Annotated in this window: 35 protein-coding genes; all 35 read left to right on the forward strand. The window is 49.8% G+C overall.

The window, feature by feature from the left end; genetic code table 11:
* The first annotated feature begins 11 nt into the window (after positions 1-11).
* The gene (locus SOI44_RS02190; protein ID WP_331347616.1) at positions 12-443 is read left to right on the forward strand and encodes a hypothetical protein; all 432 of its coding nucleotides are present in this window, start codon (positions 12-14) and stop codon (positions 441-443) included.
* Complete coding sequence (locus tag SOI44_RS02195) at positions 440-1,213, forward strand: prepilin peptidase (RefSeq protein WP_331347617.1); 774 nt, start codon at positions 440-442, stop codon at positions 1,211-1,213. The genes SOI44_RS02190 and SOI44_RS02195 overlap by 4 nt, the downstream gene beginning before the upstream one ends.
* 12 nt (positions 1,214-1,225) lie before the next feature.
* Positions 1,226-2,218, forward strand: coding sequence for a pilus assembly protein PilM (gene pilM, locus SOI44_RS02200; protein ID WP_331347618.1), 993 nt, complete (start codon positions 1,226-1,228; stop codon positions 2,216-2,218).
* A complete protein-coding gene (locus tag SOI44_RS02205) occupies positions 2,218-2,823 on the forward strand; it encodes a hypothetical protein (RefSeq protein ID WP_331347619.1) in 606 nt (201 codons plus the stop codon). Before pilM ends, SOI44_RS02205 begins: the two co-directional genes overlap by 1 nt.
* Positions 2,823-3,464, forward strand: coding sequence for a hypothetical protein (locus SOI44_RS02210; RefSeq protein ID WP_331347620.1), 642 nt, complete (start codon positions 2,823-2,825; stop codon positions 3,462-3,464). The genes SOI44_RS02205 and SOI44_RS02210 overlap by 1 nt, the downstream gene beginning before the upstream one ends.
* A 25-nt stretch (positions 3,465-3,489) precedes the next feature.
* Positions 3,490-5,190, forward strand: a complete 1,701-nt coding sequence (locus tag SOI44_RS02215; protein ID WP_331347621.1) for a GGDEF domain-containing phosphodiesterase — start codon at positions 3,490-3,492, stop codon at positions 5,188-5,190.
* A 3-nt stretch (positions 5,191-5,193) separates the two neighbouring features.
* Positions 5,194-5,457 (forward strand): hypothetical protein, encoded by a 264-nt coding sequence (locus SOI44_RS02220; protein WP_331347622.1) that lies wholly within the window; start codon positions 5,194-5,196, stop codon positions 5,455-5,457.
* A gap of 116 nt (positions 5,458-5,573) precedes the next feature.
* Positions 5,574-5,822, forward strand: a complete 249-nt coding sequence (locus SOI44_RS02225) for a type II toxin-antitoxin system RelB/DinJ family antitoxin (RefSeq protein ID WP_331347623.1) — start codon at positions 5,574-5,576, stop codon at positions 5,820-5,822.
* Positions 5,823-5,827: 5 nt separating this feature from the next.
* A complete protein-coding gene (locus SOI44_RS02230; protein ID WP_331347624.1) occupies positions 5,828-6,091 on the forward strand; it encodes a Txe/YoeB family addiction module toxin in 264 nt (87 codons plus the stop codon).
* A gap of 337 nt (positions 6,092-6,428) precedes the next feature.
* The gene (rpsJ, locus tag SOI44_RS02235) at positions 6,429-6,740 is read left to right on the forward strand and encodes a 30S ribosomal protein S10 (protein ID WP_331347625.1); all 312 of its coding nucleotides are present in this window, start codon (positions 6,429-6,431) and stop codon (positions 6,738-6,740) included.
* Positions 6,741-6,762: 22 nt separating this feature from the next.
* On the forward strand, positions 6,763-7,566 hold the full coding sequence (rplC, locus tag SOI44_RS02240; protein WP_277653065.1) for a 50S ribosomal protein L3: 804 nt from the start codon (positions 6,763-6,765) through the stop codon (positions 7,564-7,566).
* Between the two features lie 12 nt (positions 7,567-7,578).
* Positions 7,579-8,211 (forward strand): 50S ribosomal protein L4, encoded by a 633-nt coding sequence (rplD, locus tag SOI44_RS02245; RefSeq protein WP_331347626.1) that lies wholly within the window; start codon positions 7,579-7,581, stop codon positions 8,209-8,211.
* Complete coding sequence (rplW, locus tag SOI44_RS02250) at positions 8,208-8,498, forward strand: 50S ribosomal protein L23 (protein WP_331347627.1); 291 nt, start codon at positions 8,208-8,210, stop codon at positions 8,496-8,498. The genes rplD and rplW overlap by 4 nt, the downstream gene beginning before the upstream one ends.
* A 61-nt stretch (positions 8,499-8,559) precedes the next feature.
* On the forward strand, positions 8,560-9,396 hold the full coding sequence (rplB, locus tag SOI44_RS02255; RefSeq protein WP_331347628.1) for a 50S ribosomal protein L2: 837 nt from the start codon (positions 8,560-8,562) through the stop codon (positions 9,394-9,396).
* Positions 9,397-9,415: 19 nt separating this feature from the next.
* Positions 9,416-9,685, forward strand: coding sequence for a 30S ribosomal protein S19 (gene rpsS / locus SOI44_RS02260; protein WP_108775517.1), 270 nt, complete (start codon positions 9,416-9,418; stop codon positions 9,683-9,685).
* Positions 9,686-9,700: 15 nt separating this feature from the next.
* Positions 9,701-10,036 carry a 50S ribosomal protein L22 gene (rplV, locus tag SOI44_RS02265; RefSeq protein ID WP_108775516.1) on the forward strand — a complete coding sequence of 112 codons (336 nt, stop codon included), beginning with the start codon at positions 9,701-9,703 and terminating at the stop codon, positions 10,034-10,036.
* Between the two features lie 18 nt (positions 10,037-10,054).
* A complete protein-coding gene (gene rpsC / locus SOI44_RS02270; RefSeq protein WP_331347629.1) occupies positions 10,055-10,870 on the forward strand; it encodes a 30S ribosomal protein S3 in 816 nt (271 codons plus the stop codon).
* Positions 10,870-11,289, forward strand: a complete 420-nt coding sequence (gene rplP / locus SOI44_RS02275) for a 50S ribosomal protein L16 (protein WP_108775514.1) — start codon at positions 10,870-10,872, stop codon at positions 11,287-11,289. Before rpsC ends, rplP begins: the two co-directional genes overlap by 1 nt.
* A gap of 1 nt (position 11,290) precedes the next feature.
* A complete protein-coding gene (gene rpmC / locus SOI44_RS02280; protein ID WP_108775513.1) occupies positions 11,291-11,491 on the forward strand; it encodes a 50S ribosomal protein L29 in 201 nt (66 codons plus the stop codon).
* 14 nt (positions 11,492-11,505) lie between these two features.
* Entirely contained in the window at positions 11,506-11,772 is a 267-nt protein-coding gene (gene rpsQ / locus SOI44_RS02285; protein ID WP_108775512.1) for a 30S ribosomal protein S17, read from the forward strand.
* A 19-nt stretch (positions 11,773-11,791) separates the two neighbouring features.
* The gene (gene rplN / locus SOI44_RS02290) at positions 11,792-12,160 is read left to right on the forward strand and encodes a 50S ribosomal protein L14 (RefSeq protein WP_108775511.1); all 369 of its coding nucleotides are present in this window, start codon (positions 11,792-11,794) and stop codon (positions 12,158-12,160) included.
* Between the two features lie 13 nt (positions 12,161-12,173).
* Entirely contained in the window at positions 12,174-12,497 is a 324-nt protein-coding gene (rplX, locus tag SOI44_RS02295; protein WP_331347630.1) for a 50S ribosomal protein L24, read from the forward strand.
* Positions 12,497-13,036, forward strand: coding sequence for a 50S ribosomal protein L5 (gene rplE / locus SOI44_RS02300; protein WP_108775509.1), 540 nt, complete (start codon positions 12,497-12,499; stop codon positions 13,034-13,036). The genes rplX and rplE overlap by 1 nt, the downstream gene beginning before the upstream one ends.
* 14 nt (positions 13,037-13,050) lie before the next feature.
* Entirely contained in the window at positions 13,051-13,236 is a 186-nt protein-coding gene (locus SOI44_RS02305; RefSeq protein WP_108775508.1) for a type Z 30S ribosomal protein S14, read from the forward strand.
* A gap of 14 nt (positions 13,237-13,250) precedes the next feature.
* Entirely contained in the window at positions 13,251-13,649 is a 399-nt protein-coding gene (gene rpsH, locus SOI44_RS02310; RefSeq protein WP_331347631.1) for a 30S ribosomal protein S8, read from the forward strand.
* A 21-nt stretch (positions 13,650-13,670) separates the two neighbouring features.
* The gene (gene rplF, locus SOI44_RS02315; protein WP_331347632.1) at positions 13,671-14,219 is read left to right on the forward strand and encodes a 50S ribosomal protein L6; all 549 of its coding nucleotides are present in this window, start codon (positions 13,671-13,673) and stop codon (positions 14,217-14,219) included.
* An 18-nt stretch (positions 14,220-14,237) separates the two neighbouring features.
* The gene (rplR, locus tag SOI44_RS02320) at positions 14,238-14,594 is read left to right on the forward strand and encodes a 50S ribosomal protein L18 (protein WP_108775505.1); all 357 of its coding nucleotides are present in this window, start codon (positions 14,238-14,240) and stop codon (positions 14,592-14,594) included.
* 15 nt (positions 14,595-14,609) lie between these two features.
* Positions 14,610-15,212, forward strand: coding sequence for a 30S ribosomal protein S5 (gene rpsE, locus SOI44_RS02325; RefSeq protein ID WP_108775504.1), 603 nt, complete (start codon positions 14,610-14,612; stop codon positions 15,210-15,212).
* Positions 15,213-15,225: 13 nt separating this feature from the next.
* The gene (rplO, locus tag SOI44_RS02330) at positions 15,226-15,666 is read left to right on the forward strand and encodes a 50S ribosomal protein L15 (protein WP_108775503.1); all 441 of its coding nucleotides are present in this window, start codon (positions 15,226-15,228) and stop codon (positions 15,664-15,666) included.
* Between the two features lie 2 nt (positions 15,667-15,668).
* The gene (gene secY / locus SOI44_RS02335; protein WP_331347633.1) at positions 15,669-16,958 is read left to right on the forward strand and encodes a preprotein translocase subunit SecY; all 1,290 of its coding nucleotides are present in this window, start codon (positions 15,669-15,671) and stop codon (positions 16,956-16,958) included.
* A gap of 12 nt (positions 16,959-16,970) precedes the next feature.
* The gene (locus SOI44_RS02340) at positions 16,971-17,621 is read left to right on the forward strand and encodes an adenylate kinase (RefSeq protein ID WP_331347634.1); all 651 of its coding nucleotides are present in this window, start codon (positions 16,971-16,973) and stop codon (positions 17,619-17,621) included.
* A 71-nt stretch (positions 17,622-17,692) separates the two neighbouring features.
* Positions 17,693-17,911: a translation initiation factor IF-1 gene (gene infA, locus SOI44_RS02345; RefSeq protein ID WP_108775500.1), complete on the forward strand. Its 219-nt coding sequence runs from the start codon at positions 17,693-17,695 to the stop codon at positions 17,909-17,911.
* 24 nt (positions 17,912-17,935) lie between these two features.
* The gene (rpmJ, locus tag SOI44_RS02350) at positions 17,936-18,049 is read left to right on the forward strand and encodes a 50S ribosomal protein L36 (protein ID WP_006525027.1); all 114 of its coding nucleotides are present in this window, start codon (positions 17,936-17,938) and stop codon (positions 18,047-18,049) included.
* Between the two features lie 19 nt (positions 18,050-18,068).
* Complete coding sequence (gene rpsM / locus SOI44_RS02355) at positions 18,069-18,434, forward strand: 30S ribosomal protein S13 (protein ID WP_108775499.1); 366 nt, start codon at positions 18,069-18,071, stop codon at positions 18,432-18,434.
* Positions 18,435-18,449: 15 nt separating this feature from the next.
* Positions 18,450-18,854 carry a 30S ribosomal protein S11 gene (gene rpsK, locus SOI44_RS02360; protein ID WP_331347635.1) on the forward strand — a complete coding sequence of 135 codons (405 nt, stop codon included), beginning with the start codon at positions 18,450-18,452 and terminating at the stop codon, positions 18,852-18,854.
* Positions 18,855-18,874: the final 20 nt, after the last annotated feature.

Below are 18,874 nucleotides of genomic sequence, written 5' to 3' on the forward strand. Positions count from 1 at the left end.
AGAAGGGACAAATGAGAAACAGAAGCGGCCGTATGAGTGCATTGGAAATGGTGCTGGTGGTGGTTCTCTGCCTGGAGGGTGTCTTCCTGGCATGGTGCGGATACCGCTGGTATCAGGTGCGTCTTGCCCATGGCAATGATTCACTGCGTGTCAATACGGCCCTTTCCGTTGCCCGTATCAATTCCAGCAATGGTGATGACTGCCCGGTGGATGGCAATGCGGATCATAGCTGTGTTCACTGGAACGGCTCTGCATATGTCAGCTACTTTGACGGGGTTGCCAATAAAATCGTTGGCGACAAACCTGCAGGCTACAACCAGTCTTCTTCCATGGATATTGATGGTGTGACATATACCGGCAAGCCCGGCACGATGGTCATCCAGGTAGAAACCGGCAATGGTGAAATCCACCTGTCCTGGGTGCTTGGGAGGGCCTCCTCATGAGCATTTATCTCTCTGCTGGATTTTGTGTGTATGTATGTGTACTTGCCTTTATCTTTGGCACGATCTTTGCCAGTTTTGTGACATGCCAGGCAGACCGGATTGTGGCCCATGAACCATGGTGGAAGGGACGCTCCCATTGTGATGTGTGTCATCATGTGTTAGGTCCTTCCGATCTGATTCCGATCTTCAGCTGGCTTGTGCATCATGGCAGATGTCAGTACTGTCACAGTAAGCTGTCATCACGGTATGTATGGATTGAATTGTTGAGCGGGATTGTGTTTGTCATCTATGTACTGGTACATGGAACGATTGATGTGATCTTGTTCCGTGATCTTGCGTTCTTGTGCTGTCTATTGGGATTGTCACTGGTGGATCTTGCCATTCAGGAAATCCCGGATGGCTATCTGGTGTTTTCTTTACTTGTATGGGCACTGGCCGGGATTGGGCATCTGTCCTATTATCGTTCGTTGCTTGCGGGACTTGTGATTGCCGGCGCTTTACTCTTATTGTCATTGATCATGGATCACATCCTGAAGAAGGAAAGCATGGGCGGCGGCGACATCAAACTGTTCTTTGTGGTTGGCTGTTATCTTGGCTTTGGTTCTGGCCTTTTTGCCCTGATATTGTCGTGTATAGCAGGTTTGATCTTTGTGGTAGTATGGAAACGTGAAAAAATACCCTTCGGGCCTTCGATTGCGATTGGTACGTTGGCTGGTCTGTTAGCTGGCCCCTGGGTTGTACAGTGGTATCTTGGCCTGTTTGGCATGTAGAAAGAGGTGGATATGGCACGGGAAATACTTGGTGTGGATATTGGCAGCCGGCGCGTGAAGCTGTGTCTTTTGCGCAATGGTGAGATTGTGCAGACAGCGCTGCTGGATACACCGGAAAATGCAGTCAGGAATGACTCCCTGACGGCCTATGAGGCAATGGGTTCTCTGCTTCGTGAGGGTATGAAGGAAAATGGCATCCACTGCCGCAGGGCAGCGGTTGTGATTCCGGATCCGGATGCGTATATGCACCGGCTGAGCATGCCTTTGATGACAGAGAAACAATTAGCTGTCAATCTGCCGTATGAGTTTCATGATGTGATTACGGATAACAAGGATCACTATCTGTATGACTATGCCATGATCTCTTCCCATGAAAAACAGGGTGATCAGCCTGGTGAGATGGAGCTGATGGCTGGTGCGGTCAGTAAGGAAAAGATTGAAGCCTACCAGGAGATGTTCCATCATGCCGGCATGAAGCTGGTTATGGCAGCCCCCCGCCAGATGGCACTTGTCAGTGTCCTGCGGGCCTTTGCGGATACATGCGGCCATGGTGATGTTGCTCTGGTGGATCTTGGTGATGCCTTTACCAGAGTGGATCTGTTCCGGGATGGCACCTATGAGGCAACCCGTACCATTGATACCGGTGTATCGTCTATTGTCAGTGCGATTGGCGATGTGCTGAATGTGGATCCGCATGTTGCCCATGGATATCTGTTCAATGATCAGGATAAGGTACTGGAGAGTGAAGCCTTGGCCAATGTGTACAATGTGATTGCCGTGGAAATCATGCGTGCTATTAACTACTACACCTATGAGAATCAGAATAATACGCTGGAGAAGCTGTATGTCTATGGCGGCGGCAGTCATATCAAAGGGCTGGTGGCTTCCATTGCGGACAGTCTGAGCAGCCTGCAGGTAGTACCGGTGGATGCGATGGATATGAATGCACCGAAAGAGCTGGAGGATCAGCTTGTTTCCTTTGGCATTGCAAGGGAGGCGGCATAATGGCAGACAAGAGTATTCTCAAGAAAGAAATTCATCCGGTCAAAGTTCACTATCCTTCGAAGAAAGTGATGAACTTTGTCCATGATGAGCAGGCAAAGACAGACCGGCATGCCATTGTGATCTTTATCATCTTCCTGCTGTTTCTGGCCCTGTTTACCAAGCTGTTTGTGATCAATCCACTTAATAAGGTCAATCAGCTGGAATCCAATTACAACCAGATGGCAGCCCAGGTGCAGCAGTATCAGGAAACACTGGGTGATTATGATTCTGTCAAGGCTGCCTATGATGATAAAGCTGGCTCCTTCCTGACAGATGATGAGAAACAGGAATTGAACCGCACCGACATTCTGGACATGATCCAGGAAGATGTGGCGCCGTATGTGGGTATTTCCAGCATCAAGATTTCGGGTGCACAGGTTTCTGTGTTTACGGATGATACAACTCTGGATACAGTGTCCGGTATCATTACCCGTCTGCAGGCAGACTCCCGCAACGGCTATGTCACGGTTACGACAACTTCCAGTTCGGATCAGAGCAAGAATGATCTTGTGCAGGCTGATATTGAGATTACCTATGGTACTGTAACGGAAGGAGGCAATCAGTAATGTTTTCCTATAAGTTTTCTTTGCGTGAGAAGATTCTGTTATTGGTATGCCTCGTGATTGCCCTTGGCATCTTCTATTATGAGGTAGCTTTCAAGGGCTTCCAGAATGCGGCAAAACAGTATGATACAAGTGAGCTGCAGACGCAGCTGACAGTACTGCAGAGTCAGGCAGCCAAGCAGAAACAGATGCAGAACTATCTTGACAGCAATGAATCTGCCTCGGTTGGTACAGTAGCCGTGTATAACAATCTGGCCAATGAGGTTTCTGCTCTTGGCAATATCCTTTCTGATAAAGCTTCCCAGGTTTCCATTACCTGGAGTGAGCCGACGGTGACGGATAATATTGTCCGCCGCCAGGCATCCATCAGTTTCCATACCGGAAACTACAATGATGCCAGAAGCCTGGTGGATGCCATTGCCCAATGCAGATATCGCTGTCTGCTGGCTGATGTGTCAATGTCAGGCAGCGGTGATGATTCGGATTTGTCAAAGAGCAGTGATGTTGCAGTCAGTATGAATGTGACGTTCTTTGAGACAACCGATGGTGCCACAAGTACTTCTGGTCTGGTGCAGGCAAAGGATGATTCGGATTCTGGTTCTGACAGCGGAACGGTCTTCAAGGGAGACGCGACCTATAACTGAGTTTGAGATAAGAGGATATATATATATGGACAGACTGCATGATGAGGAAAGAACAATCTATGAGCGGATGCCGATTGCCATGGCGGTTTATGCTCTGGATGAGTATGATCATGTGGTCTGTTTATGTGTTTCTGATGGCATGTGTGACTTCTGTCAGCGCAAACGTGAGGATCTAGTGCGGCTGCTGAATGAAGGAATGTTTTCGCTTGTACATCCGCAGGATGCCGGCATGCTGGCAAGGATTGGCAGTCAGTTTGCCCATCACCAGTGCGGTTATGATGTGGTATACCGCCTGAAGACATGGGCATCGGATGAGCATTACCGCTATGTACATACGATCGGCGGCTGGCAGAAGACGCCGGATGGCCGTGAAATGGCTCTGCTTGTGTATAACAATGTGGACTGTACGATTTCTGCTGCCCAGAATCTTGTGCAGCAGTATGAGAAGTATGAGAAAGATTATTTCTATACGGATATTCTGACGGGTCTGCCCAATGAGAATTTCATGCGTGCTTTTGGCAATGAGAAGATGGCACAGTGCTTCCTGGATGGCGGCAGTGCCGCATGCTGGTACATTGATGTCAATGGCATGCATGCCTATAACAGCAGGTATGGCCTGCAGGAAGGTGACAAGCTGCTGATTGCGGTTGGCAGAGCGCTTGGCGATGTCTTCGGGGATGGGCTTGTCTGCCGCAGTACAGATGATCACTTTCTTGTCATTGCGCCGTATCACAAAGAAAAGACAGATGAGACGCTCAGACAGATCAATGCACGGGTGCAGCAGTGTGTGTCAGGGGTATCGCTTGGTGTGCGGGCTGGCATCTGTGAGGCAAAGCCGCATATGCCGGTCATGGAAGTGCTGGACAATGCCCATACTGCTTTGAAACAGATTGGCACCAATCTGAATGTGGCATACCGTCTGTACTCTTCTGATACAGAGAAAAAGATCATGCTGGCCCATCAGCTTGTGACAACCTTTGAGCAGGCTCTGGAACGGCATTGGATTGTGCCTTACTATCAGCCGATCATGGGTGTGGGCAGCGGTAAGATCGCACATGCCGAGGCCCTGGCAAGATGGAATGATCCGGTGGATGGATTATTGCAGCCGGGGCAGTTTATTCCGGCGCTGCGCAATTTTCATCTGCTGTATAAGCTGGATCTGTCAATTCTGAGGCAGGTATGCCATATGCTGAAAAGCCGGCTGGATGAAGGAAAGCCGGTTGTGCCGGTGTCGGTCAACTTCTCCCGTCAGGACTTTGACCGCCCTGATCTTGTGGATATGATCAATGAGATTGTGGATACAAGCCATCTGGATCATCGCTGGATCTGTATTGAGATCACGGAGCAGGATATTTCCGAGGCACCGGAGAGAATGAAGAGTCAGATCGATGCCATTCATCAAAGTGGTTATGCCCTGTGGATGGATGATTTTGGCTCTGGCTATTCTTCTTTGAATGTCATGAGTGAGTATCCGTTTGACCTGATCAAGTTTGACCAGCAGCTTCTGATGCATCTGGATGAGGGGCATGGCGCCAATCGGTATATCATGGATGCCATGGCAGTCATTGCCAGAAAGCTTGGCATCCATACCCTGGCTGAAGGTGTCGAAAAGCAGAGTGATTACAGCTTTCTGAAGCAGATCGGCTGTGAGTATGCCCAGGGCTATCTGTTTTATCATCCGATGACAGCAGATGAATTTGATACGGTACTGAAAGGGCAGAAATAGGACATGCAGAAGATTGTGCTGGGCCTGGAAGATATCCGGGATCAAAGGGCTCTGACTGCCAGTGTTGAGACATGGTTTGATGTTGTCTGCGGCACCATTGCCCGTTTTGAGAATGTACTGAATGACTGGAAACAGGATGTGTGCTTCATTCTGACACCGGTGAATACAGATAAGATCTGTGCAGACCGGTATGCCTACCGGGTGCTGCTGGCGATTGGCAGGGCAACCCAGGTGAATCCGCATGTGCAGGTGCGGTTTGCACGGTAAGCAAAGGCGTCATTGTTTTAGAAACCTGTATTGTAAGATGAAATACAATGTGTGAATACTGTATTGATAATGCCATTGCCGTGATCTATACTGCTATTGTAAGGAGGTGCTGATTTATGTCACAATCAACGATTAGTGTGCGCATGGATGACACACTGAAAAAAGACTTTGACAATGTCTGCAATGAGCTTGGCTTATCCATGACGACTGCGGTTACGCTTCTTGCAAAGAAGATGACGAGGGAAAAGAGACTTCCGTTTGATGTATCTATTGATCCATTCTATTCTGAGGAGAACATGGCAAGGCTGCGTAAGTCGATTGCTCAGATGGAATCAACTGGCGGCAAAATTCATAATGTAGAGTAAGATACATGATTAAGGCCTGGACGGACGAAGCATGGGAAGACTTTGAATACTGGATGAAACAGGATCGAAAGACCTTAAGAAGAATCTTATTACTGCTGAGAGATATTGACCGGAATGGATACGAAGGCATTGGAAAACCGGAAAGACTGACGGGAGATTTGTCTGCATACTGGAGCCGGCGGATTGATGAAGCCAACCGAATTGTTTACCGGATTGAGGCTGACAGAGTGCTTATTGTCCAATGTGGTTCTCATTACCGTGATAAGTAACGTGTGAAAGGAATGCCGGACATTCCTTTTCTTTTTTTGCCAGCGCTTCTATCCTATTAATATAGCAGCACCAATGTAAGCAATGAAAATCTTGGCACAGGTGTCATCTGGCATCGATTCCATGCCTGGATTTCCGGGCTTTTTTCTTTTTGTGTGATTTTGCAAAAAAGCGGAGAAAAACGCTTGTCTTGGGGCAGATGAGGTGATACTATAGCATGGCACTCGCGTAGATATGGGAGATTGCCGGCACGCCAATGTCCGTGGACATGGAGTGATAACCGGGGAACTCTCATGGAGCGATCCCGTAAACGGGAGTGAATACAAGGAGGAAAAATTCATGGCAAAAAATTCTGTAAGAATTCGTCTGAAGGCTTACGAGAACAGAAGTCTGGATGCAGCTGCCGAGAAGATCGTCACAACTGCCAACGGACACGGCGCTAAGAAGATCGTCGGACCTGTTCCGCTGCCGACGGAGCGTGAGGTCGTTACGATCCTGCGTGCTGTTCACAAGTACAAGGATTCCCGTGAACAGTTTGAAATCCGCACACACAAGAGACTGATTGAGATCATCGGCCCGAGTGCTGAGACCATCGATGCACTGAGCAGACTGGATCTGCCGTCTGGTGTGGACATTGAAATCAAGCTTTAAAGAAAGGAACCAGGTATAGAACATGAAGGGTATCTTAGGAAGAAAGCTGGGTATGACTCAGGTCTTCACCATCGATGGAACACTGATTCCTGTGACTGTCATCGATGTGAAGCCGAATGTTGTACTGCAGAAGAAGACAAAGGAAAACGATGGCTATGAGGCTGTTCAGCTGGGCTATGAGGATGTGAAAGAGCATCGTTCCAACAAGCCGGCAATCGGACATGCCAAGAAGGCCAATACAGCGCCGAAGCATTACATCAGAGAAGTCAGAGCTGATGAGATGATGAATCTTGAGGTTGGCGCTGAGGTGAAGGCTGATCTGTTCAAGACTGGCGATGTGGTTGATGTCCAGGGTGTTTCCAAGGGACATGGCTTCATGGGCACAATTGTGAGAAACAATGCGTCCAGAGGACCGATGAGCCATGGTTCCGGCCATCACAGACACATTGGTTCACTGGCTACCAACGGCCGTAACAATGGTGTCGTAAACAAGGGCACTGTGATGCCTGGCCATGAGGGCTGCTACACAACAACCAATCAGAACCTGACTGTGATCAAGGCTGATGCAGATGAGGGCTATATCCTCGTCAAGGGCAATGTACCAGGACCGAAGCGTGGTCTGGTGCTGATCCACACAACCGTTAAGCCGGTCAAGGAAGTCAAGGTTCCTGAGCTGATCTCTTATGAGGGCGGTTCTGTTGAGGAAGAGCTCAACAAGGTTGAGAACACGATCAATGCGGAGCTGGCTGAGGAAGAGAAGGCCATCGAAGCTGCTGAGGCTGCTAAGAAGGCTGCTGCAAGCGCTGCCCGCAAGGGAAAGAAGTAAGGAGGAACAACAATGGCACAGATTGACGTATACAATCAGGAAGCTGCAGTTGTAAAGCAGGTTGAACTGAATGATGCTGTGTTTGGCATTGAGCCGAATCAGCAGGCCATCTATGACGCTGTCCTTGTCTACCTTGCAGGTTTGAGACAGGGCACACATTCCACACTGACAAGAGCTTATGTTTCCGGAACTGGCAAGAAGCCGTTCAAGCAGAAGGGTACAGGCCGTGCCCGTCAGGGTTCCACACGTGCTACCCAGTGGAGACATGGCGCAATTGCCTTCGGACCTCATCCGAGAAAGTACAATCTCAAGATGAACCGCAAGGTGAGAAGACTGGCTTACCGCTCTGCACTGAGTGAGAAGCTGGCAGACAACAGCCTGACAGTTGTTGAGAATCTCAACTTTGATGAGATCAAGACAAAGAAGGCTGTTGCGCTGATGAATGCATTCAAGTTTGACAGAAAGACACTGTTCGTTGCAGACGCTGCTGAGGACTTCGACAATGCATATGTTTCAATGAGAAACATTCCGAATGCAACTCTGGTTACCGTACCGATGCTGAATGTCTATGACATCGCCAATGCGGATCGGATTGTGTTTACGGAAGCTGCTGCTGCCAAGGCAGGGGAGGTATTCGCAGAATGAGCGCACGTGATATTATCGTCAGACCGATCGTTACCGAGAAGGCAACAAAGATGCAGGCTGAAGGCAACTGGGTTGAGTTCGAAGTTGCCCGTGACACAAACAAGTCCGCTGTTGCTCAGGCTGTGCAGGAGATCTACCACATCAAGCCGGTTGCGGTAAACATCGTCAACACCAAGCCGAAGGTCAGAAGAGTCGGCCGTTATTCCGGCAAGGTCAGAGCTGTCAAGAAGGCAATGGTTAAGCTGCCTGAGGGACAGACAATCGATATCTATCATTCTGAGGACTGAGGATATCAAACTATCGGAGGAACACGCTATCTCCGGATAAACTGCGAAAGGAAAGAAGAAAATGGCAATTATTAAATATAAGCCTACCAGCAACGGCCGCAGAAATATGTCTTCGCTGGACAATCGTGGCAGAATCACAAAGCACGAACCAGAAAAGAGTCTGTTGGCACCGAAGCACTCCAAGGGAGGCAGAAACAACAATGGCCGCATCACGACACGTCATCAGGGCGGTGGTGTGAAGCAGAAGTACAGACTGGTAGATTTCAGAAGAAACAAGGATAATGTTCCGGCTAAGGTTGCCGGCATTGAGTACGATCCGAACCGTACAGCTAACATCGCTCTGCTGCATTATGCAGACGGTGAGAAGAGATACATTCTGTGCCCGGCTGAACTGAATGTCGGTGACACAGTTGTGTCCGGTGTGGCTGTGGATATCAAGCCGGGCAATGCCCTGGAGCTGAGAAACATCCCTGAAGGTACCATTGTTCATAACGTTGAGCTGGTTGCCGGCAAGGGCGGCCAGATGGCAAGAGCTGCAGGTTCCTATGCTCAGATTCTGGGCTTTGAAGGAAACTTCTGCACACTGCGTCTGATGTCCGGTGAGGTCAGAAAGGTTCATTCCAACTGCCGTGCTACGATCGGTACTGTTGGCAATGGAGACTGGAACCTTGTCAATCTTGGCAAGGCCGGCCGTAACAGATGGAGAGGTATTCGTCCTACCGTTCGTGGTTCTGCCATGAACCCAGTTGATCACCCGCATGGTGGTGGTGAAGGTAAGGCTCCGGTTGGCCGTAAGTCCCCGATGACACCTTGGGGCAAGAAGGCTATGGGCGTGAAGACACGTCAGCCGAAGAAGAAGAGCAATGCCTTGATCGTCAGAAGACGCAATGGGAAATAAGCTGAAAGGAGAATAAGAGATGTCAAGAAGCATTAAAAAGGGTCCTTTCTGTGATGCTTACCTTCTGAAGAAGGTCGAGGAACAGAACAAGGCCAACAAGCATGAAGTCATTAAGACATGGTCCCGCCGTTCAACGATTTTCCCGAGTTTCGTGGAACATACATTCGCTGTGTACAACGGCAAGGAACATGTTCCGGTCTATGTGACAGAAGATATGGTCGGCCATAAGCTCGGTGAGTTTGTTCCGACCAGAAAGTTTGGCGGACATGGTTCCGACAAGGCTGCGTAAGGGAGGATATCGGACATGGATGTAAGATCAACAGCTAAGACAGTTCGCGTCACTCCGCGCAAGGCCAGACTGGCTCTGGATATGATCCGCGGCAAGAGTGTTGAGGAAGCCCTCGCCATTCTGCAGTTCACACCGAACAACGCGGCTCATGAGGTATACAAGGTAGTAAAGAGCGCTGCTGCCAATGCAACACACAATCATCAGCTGAACGCTGATGCACTGTATGTCAAGCAGTGCTATGCCGATGAAGGCATCGTCATGAAGAGATTCATGCCGCGTGCCAAGGGCAATGCCGCACAGATTCTGAAGAGAACGAGCCACATTACAGTTGTGGTTTCCGATGAGAGATAAGGGAGGAAGATCAAGAGTATGGGACAGAAAGTAAACCCGATCGGCCTGCGTGTCGGCGTCATTCGCGACTGGGAGTCCAGATGGTATGCCGATAAAGCAGAGTACGGCGATCTTCTGAACGAAGATGTCAAGATTCGTAATTATCTTGAGAAGAATCTGAAAGATGCCTATATTTCGCACATTGAGATTGAGCGCACAGGCAAGAAGAATGTCCGTGTGATCATCCGCTGTGCACGTCCGGGTGCTATTGTTGGCAAGAGCGAGGACGGCAAGGCTGAGAAGATGGAAAAGACTAAGGCTGGTCTGAAGAAGATTGTTGGTGACAAGGCACTGAAGATCGATGTGGTTGCTGTTGCTAACCCGGATCTGGATGCACGTCTGGTTGCCCGCAAGATCTGCGAACAGCTGGAAAACAGACAGTCTTTCCGTATTACACAGAAGAAGGCAATTCAGTCCACAATGCGTGCTGGTGCCAAGGGTATCAAGACACTGTGCAAGGGCAGACTGGGCGGTGCTGAAATTGCCCGTCAGGAAGGCTATGCAAAGGGTGTTGTTCCGCTGCATACACTGCGTTCTGATATTGACTATGCCTGTGAGGAAGCTCACACCACATATGGCAAGCTGGGCGTAAAGGTCTGGATCTGCCGTGGTGAAGTTCTGCCGGGAGAAATGGTCAAGGAGCCGGAAGCACCGGCCCGCAACCCGAGAGACCGCAGAAACGGCAGAAGAAACAATAACAACCGCCGTTTCAATAACCGCCGTCCGGCTGCTGGCAGAGATGCCAAGGCTGCTGCACCGGCTGCTGGGGCAGGTGCCCAGGGAGGTAACGACTAATGTTAATGCCTAAGAGAGTCAAGTGGAGAAGACCCCACCGTCTGTCTTATGAAGGCCACGCCAAGGGCGGCACAAAGCTTGCCTTCGGTGAGTATGGTCTGGTAGCAGACGAGGGAGCTTATGTCTCCAGTGCGCAGCTTGAGGCTGCCCGTGTTGCCATGACACGTTATATGAATCGTGGCGGTAAAGTCTGGATCAAGGTTTTCCCGCAGCTGGCGAAAACCAAGAAGCCTCTGGAAGTACGTATGGGATCTGGTAAGGGTGCTCCTGATCACTGGGTCGCAGTTGTCCAGAAGGGCAGAATTCTGTTTGAAGTCGGTGATGTTGATGAAGCTACTGCCAGAGAGGCGCTTCGTCTTGCCGCTAACAAACTGTGCGTAAAGACACGCTTTGTGAAGAAGGGCCAGGAGGGACGCTGAGATGAATGTCAAGGAAATCAGAGATCTGAGCAACGAGGAACTTTCTCAGGAAGTTGTTTCGCTCAAGGAAGAGCTCTACAACCTGCGCTTTGCTCAGGCTACCGGAACCATTGAGAATCCGGCCCGGATCAAGGATATCAGAAAGACAATTGCCCGCATTAAGACAGTTCTGACAGAACGTGAGAATGCGGAGAACAAATAAGGGAGGAAGCAGACATGGCAGAAGAGAGAAACGCACGTAAGGTTCTGCGCGGTACGGTTGTCTCCGACAAGATGGATAAGACAATCGTTGTCGAGATCAATACCACGAAGCGCCATCCTTTATACGGCAGACACGTAAAGTTCACAACGAAGTTCAAGGTTCATGATGAAAACAACGAAGCTCATGTTGGAGATGTAGTGGAAGTGATGGAAACACGTCCGCTGTCCAAGGACAAGCATTTCAGACTGGTGAAGGTTGTTGAAAAAGCAGTTGTTCTTTAAGCACAGGAGGTAGAAAGCAATGATTCAGAATGAAAGCAGATTGCATGTTGCCGATAATACCGGTGCCAGAGAGCTTCTGGTCATCAGATGCATGGGCGGATCCCGCCGTAAGAGAGCAAACATCGGCGATATCGTTGTTTGTGCTGTTAAGAGCGCTGCTCCGAATGGCACAGTCAAGGATGGTCAGGTAGTCAAGGCTGTCATCGTTCGTACCGTTTATGGTATCAGACGTGAGAATGGCAGCTACATCAAGTTCGATGATAATGCAGCAGTCATTATCAAGGACGACAATACACCGGCAGGTACACGTATCTTTGGCCCGGTCGCACGTGAGATCCGTGACGCCGGTTTCATGAAGATCGTCTCCCTGGCACCGGAAGTATTATAAGGAGGAGCCCGAGATGAAAATCAAGACAGGTGATGAGGTCAAGGTAATCAGCGGACACTACAAGGGAACAGTTTCTACTGTCAAGGCAGTGTTCCCGAAGGAGAACAAGGTCATTGTTGAAGGTGTCAACATGGTCAAGAAGTCTCTGAAGCCCTCTCAGGCTAACCCCGAGGGTGGTGTCGTAGAGAAGGAAGCCAAGATTGATGCTTCCAATGTCATGCTGTATGACAAGAAGGCCAAGGCTGCCAGCCGTGTAGGTTGGAAGGTTGCTGAGGACGGCACAAAGACAAGATACTTCAAGAAGTCCGGCAATGAAGTGAAGGAGGCTAAGAAGTAATGAACCGTCTGGAACAGAAATATAACGAGACAGTAAAGCCTTCTTTGATGAAGGAATTCAATTACAAGTCCGTCATGGAATGCCCGAAGCTTGAGAAGGTCGTTCTCAACATGGGTGTTGGCGATGCCATTGCCAATCCGAAGCTGCTGGAAGAGGCAGTTGAGGAAATGACCATGATTTCCGGTCAGAAGCCGGTCGTCACAAAGGCAAAGAAGTCCATCGCTAACTTCAAGCTACGTGAGGGCATGAGCATTGGCTGCAAGGTGACACTGCGCGGTGAGAGAATGTATGAGTTCCTCGATAAGCTCTTCAATATCGATCTGCCGCGTGTCAGAGATTTCCATGGTGTCAGTGGTACAGCCTTTGATGGCCGCGGCAACTATACGCTGGGTGTCAAGGAACAGCTGATCTTCCCGGAAATCAACTTCGACAAGGTCAACAAGGTCAGAGGTCTGGATGTTGTCATTGTCACATCCGCCAAGACAAACAAAGAAGCATATCAGCTGCTGAGTGAACTCGGCATGCCGTTTGCCAAGTAATAAGGAGGAGAACAATGGCAAAGACATCACAGAAGGTAAGACAGGCACGTCCTGCCAAGTTCTCCACACGCGCGTATACGCGCTGCGAGAGATGCGGACGTCCGCATTCCGTTTTAAGAAAGTATAAAGTATGCCGTATCTGCTTCAGAGAGCTCGCTTACAAGGGTGAGATTCCTGGAGTTAAGAAGGCTAGTTGGTAAGGAGGCAGCCCATCATGAATATGACAGATCCGATTGCAGATATGCTGACAAGAATCCGCAATGGAGCCAGTGCACATCTGGATACAGTGGATGTTGCACCATACTCCAGGGTCAAGGCAGAGATTGCCCGTATCCTGAAGTCTGAGGGCTACATCGCTAACTACTCTACACAGGGTGAAGGCATCGAGAAAAAGCTCGTTGTTACCCTGAAGTATGCAAATGGTGCCAGCGTCATCAGCGGCATCAAGAGAATTTCCAAGCCGGGCCTGAGGGTTTATGCCAAGGGCGAAGAAGTACCGAAGGTACTGAATGGACTTGGCATTGCCATCATCTCCACATCCAATGGAATGATGACAGACAAGGAAGCACGCAAGCTTCACGTTGGCGGCGAAGTCGTTGCCTACGTATGGTAATAAATAAGAAAGGATAAATTCATGTCACGTATCGGAAACAAGGCGATTACCATTCCGTCCAATTGTGAGATCACAGTGAATGACGGCAATGAGGTGACTGTTAAGGGCCCTAAGGGAACTTTGACAAGAACATTTTCGCCGCTCATGACAATTGAGCAGAACGACGGTGTTCTTACCGTCAAGCGTCCTAACGACGAGAAAACAACAAAGCAGCTGCATGGCACAACCCGCGCACTGCTTGCTTCCATGATCGAGGGTGTTGAGAAGGGCTTCTCCAAGACCATGAAGGTTGTCGGTATTGGTTACCGTGCAGCCCTGGCTGGCAACAAGCTGACTCTGAATGTCGGCTTCTCCCATCCTGTAGACTTCACAGTACCGTCCAATCTGACAGTTACCTGCCCGGATGCCAACACAATCGTTGTTGCTGGTATCGACAAGCAGGAAGTCGGTCAGTTTGCAGCTGAGGTCAGAGCAACCAAGAAGCCTGAACCTTATGGCGGAAAGGGTATCCGCTATGTTGACGAGCATGTCCGCCGCAAGGAAGGTAAGACTGCTGCAGCCAAGAAGTAATGGGAAGGAGAGAGCAAAATGCTGAATAAGACAAAGAAGAATGAAGAGCGTATCCGCCGTCATAAGCGTGTGCGCAGAGTAGTCAGCGGAACTCCCGACTGCCCGAGACTGAACGTATTCCGTTCCAACACAAACATCTATGCACAGGTCATTGATGACACCAAGGGCAACACCCTGTGTGCAGTGAGTTCCCTGGATCTCAAGCTTGAAAATGGCGGCAACATTGAGGCTGCCAAGAAAGTCGGCGCTGCTATTGCTGAAAAGTGCAAGGCTGCCGGCATTGAGTCCGTCCGTTTTGACCGTGGCGGTTATGTATATCACGGAAGAGTCCAGGCTCTGGCAGATGCAGCCAGAGAGGCTGGCCTGAAGTTCTAAGGAGAGGAGAAGACAATGCCAACTGAAAATACAACAGAGCAGCGTCCGGCAGCAGCAGAAGCTGCTACAGCACGTCCTGAGAGGGGCCGCCGTGATAACAACAATGGACGCAGACAGTTCAGAAGACGTCAGGAACCGAAAGAGTTCGAAGATGTCGTAGTCTCCATCAACCGTGTAAGCAAGACCGTCAAGGGTGGACGCAGAATGCGTTTCGCTGCACTGGTTGTTGTCGGTGACAAGAAAGGCAGAATCGGCTTCGGTATGGGCAAGGCCGCCGAAGTTCCGGATGCCATCAAGAAGGCAAATGAGGCTGCTGTCAAGAATGTCTTCAGAGTCAATCTGGTAGACGACAACAGAACTGTTCCTCATACAAGCATTGGCAAGCATGGTGCCGCTTCCGTCATCCTGCTTCCGGCTGCTCCTGGTACTGGTGTTATTGCCGGTGGTGCAGTACGCTCCATTCTGGAGCTGGCTGGTGTTTCCGATGTCCTGTCCAAGGTTCATGGATCCCGCACCAGTGTCAATGTTGTCTATGCAACTTTGAATGCTCTGCAGCAGATGCGGACAGTTGAAGAAGTTGCCAAGCTGCGCGACAAGAAAGTCGCTGAGATTCGATAAGGAGGGAAACCCGATGAAACTCAATGAAATGAAAGCAACGGACGGTGCCCGCTTTACCAGAAAGAGAATTGGCAGAGGCCTGGGTTCAGGTCTTGGCAAGACATCTGGCAAGGGCCAGAAGGGTCAGAACTCCAGAAGCGGCGGCGGTGTTGCCATCGGTTTTGAAGGCGGCCAGACACCGTACTTCAAGAGAATGCCGAAGAGAGGCTTCACCAACTATACCCGCAAGGAGTATGCAACAGTTAACGTTGAAGCTCTCAACAAGTTTGAGGACGGCGTTACGGTTGATTATGAAGCCCTCAAGGCAGCCGGCCTTGTAAAGAAGCATCTTGATGGTGTCAAGGTGCTCGGCAATGGCAAGCTCGAGAAGAAGCTTACCGTAAAAGCTGAGAAGTTCTCTAAGACTGCTCAGAAAGCAATTGAAGAAGCAGGCGGAAAAGCAGAGGTGCTCTGATCATGATGCATACGTTCGCCAGCATGTTTAAGAACAAGGAGATCCGCAAGAAGATATTCTTTACTCTGGCACTGCTGCTGATCTATCGCATCGGTTCATCCATTCCTGTTCCAGGTGTGGATTCCACCGCACTCGCTAAACAGATTTCTGACAACTCAATTCTTAACATGATGAACCTGCTGGGCGGCGGTGCCCTGGAGAAACTGTCCATCTTTGCAATGGGCGTTACTCCATACATTACCGCCAGCATCATCGTGCAATTGCTCAGTATGGATGTCATCCCGGCTTTGACCGAATGGGCAAAGTCAGGACAGACAGGCCGCCAGAAGCTGGAACAGACAACAAGATATCTTGGTGTCGTTCTTGCCTTCGTGCAGGCCTACTCCCTTGTCTATGGTTTTGACAAGCAGTATTCCGTACTGGAAAACAGTGCCCTTTCCACTTATCTGTATACAGCTACCATCCTTACCGCGGGCAGCATGTTCCTGGTCTGGCTCGGTGACCGTATCAGTATGAAAGGTATCGGCAACGGTATTTCCATCATCATCTTCGCCGGCATTGTTTCCAACATGCCGACCCAGTTTGCCCAGGTTTACAGCATTCTGGCCGGTGGAAATACAAACAGCGAAGTATTCAATGGCGTGCTGCAGTTTGCTCTGTACTGCCTCGTATATCTTGCGATTGTTATCTTCGTGGTCATCATGGAGACAGCAGTCAGAAAGATTCCGATTCAGTACACAAACAGCATCTCCACGGGCAGAAGTGCCCGCAATGATGTGACATATCTGCCGCTGAAGATCAACAGTGCATCGGTGATTCCGGTCATCTTTGCCTCTTCGATCATGACAGCACCGCAGATTGTCATCAGCTTCTTCAATGCTGATCTGTATCAGAAACTGCAGAATTATCTGAGTCTGAGCAAGCCGTTTGGACTCTGCCTCTACGCTGTTCTGACAATTCTGTTTACCTTCTTCTACACTGACCTGCAGGTTGATCCGGACAATGTCGCTGACAACCTGCGCAAGTCGGATGCATATATTCCAGGTATCCGTCCGGGCAATGATACAAAACAGTACCTGCATAAGGTGCTCAACCGTATCACTGTGCTTGGCGCCCTGGCGCTGACACTGGTAGCTGTTGTTCCGTATCTGCTGCCGATGTTCACAAGCATTCCGACATCCAGTGCCATTGGCGGCACAGGTATCATCATCGTCGTCGGCGTTGCTATGGAGACGATGAAGCAGATCAAGGGTCAATTGACGCAGAAGTCATATCATGGCTTCCTGAATTAAGGGGAGAAGAAAATGAACGTTCTGATTATGGGACCTGCCGGAGCAGGCAAGGGTACGATGTCGGATCTGATCCTGAAGGAATATGACATTCCGCATATTTCTACAGGTGATATGCTGAGAGCCAATGTTGCCAATCACACAGATCTTGGCAACAAGGCCAAGGCATATATGGATGCCGGCAAGCTTGTACCGGATGAAGTCATCAATGCGATGGTGGAAGAACGGCTCCAGGAGCCGGACTGCCAGAAGGGATATCTCCTGGATGGCTATCCTCGTACACTGGTTCAGGCAAAAGAATTTGAAAGAATTGCAGCAAAGATCGGCAAACCGGTTGAACGTGTGCTTGGTCTTGAGGTAGACTTTGAGGTGCTCAAGGACAGAATCACTGGAAGAAGAATCTGTCCGAAGTGCGGTGCTACGTATCATATTCATAATTTCCCGCCGAAGGTTGAAGGTGTATGCGACAACTGCGGTGAGAAGCTTGTGCAGCGCAGCGACGATACAGTCGAGAAGCTGACCAAGCGGATGGAAGAATATGAGAAGAGCACAAAGCCGGTCATCGACTTCTATGAAAGCAAAGGGCTGGTGACGCATCTGGATGCGTCCGGTAAGCCTGAAGCGGTGTTCGGTGCCATCAAAGAGGCCTTAGGAAAGATTGCTTAAATGGGAATCGGGGCGGATCGACAGGTGGTCCGCGCCCTGATTCTGTTTATTGCGTAAGAAAGAGAGAGTACATGTCGAAACAGGATGTCATTGAAATCGAAGGTGTTGTAACTGACACACTTCCTAATGCCAACTTCAAGGTGAAACTCCAGAACGGACACGAGATCCGTGCTCACGTTGCTGGTAAAATCCGTATGAATTACATTCGCATTTTACCAGGCGATCGGGTCACTGTCGAAATTTCACCGTATGATTTAACACGTGGGCGTATCACATACAGACATAAATAATGTCTGGACCAGGAGGTTTGTAAAATGAAAGTAAGACCTAGCGTAAAACCAATTTGCGACAAGTGCAGAGTCATCAAGCGCAAGGGCGTTGTGATGGTAATCTGTGAGAACCCGAAGCACAAGCAGAGACAGGGTTAATTTGGAGGAAGAATAGAATATGGCACGTTTTGCTGGTGTAGATATTCCGAACAACAAACAGGTCGGAACATCTCTTACCTATATTTATGGCATTGGCCCGACAACTGCAAAGAAGATCCTGGCTGCTGCCGGTGTTGATGAAACCATCCGCGTCAAGGATCTGACAGAAGCGCAGGAGACTGCAATTCGTCAGCAGATTGACGGCATTAAGACCGAGGGCGATCTGCGCCGTCAGACTGCTCTTGATATCAAGAGACTGATGGAAATCGGCTCTTACAGAGGTCTGCGCCACAGAAGAAGTCTGCCGGTCAGAGGGCAGAGAACCCGCACCAATGCGCGTACCCGCAAAGGACCGCGCCGTACGGTTGCGAATAAGAAGAAGTAATAGGAGGACATTAGGATGCCAACAAAGAAGAATAACACTGCGGCCAAGACTCGCAAGAAGAAGATCCGCAGAAATGTGGCGAAGGGTGTCGCTCACATTCATTCAACATTCAACAATACAATCGTTACCATTGCGGATGAGGCAGGTAATGTCATTTCCTGGAGCTCTGCCGGAGCACTGGGTTATAAGGGTTCCCGTAAGTCTACACCGTATGTTGCTCAGCTGTGTGCTGAGGCTGCCGGCAAGGCTGCTGTACAGCAGGGCATGAAGACGGTTGAGGTCAACGTCAAGGGACCGGGTCCCGGACGTGAGGCTGCGGTTCGTTCCCTGCAGACGGCTGGTCTGGAGATTACAGCAATTAATGATGTAACTCCGATCCCGCATAATGGCTGCCGTCCGCCGAAGAGACCCCGCGGTTAATGAGCTGAAAGAGGAGGATG

It is taken from the genome of Lactimicrobium sp. (genome assembly GCF_036453465.1).
Lineage (GTDB): Bacteria > Bacillota_I > Bacilli_A > Erysipelotrichales > Erysipelotrichaceae > Bulleidia.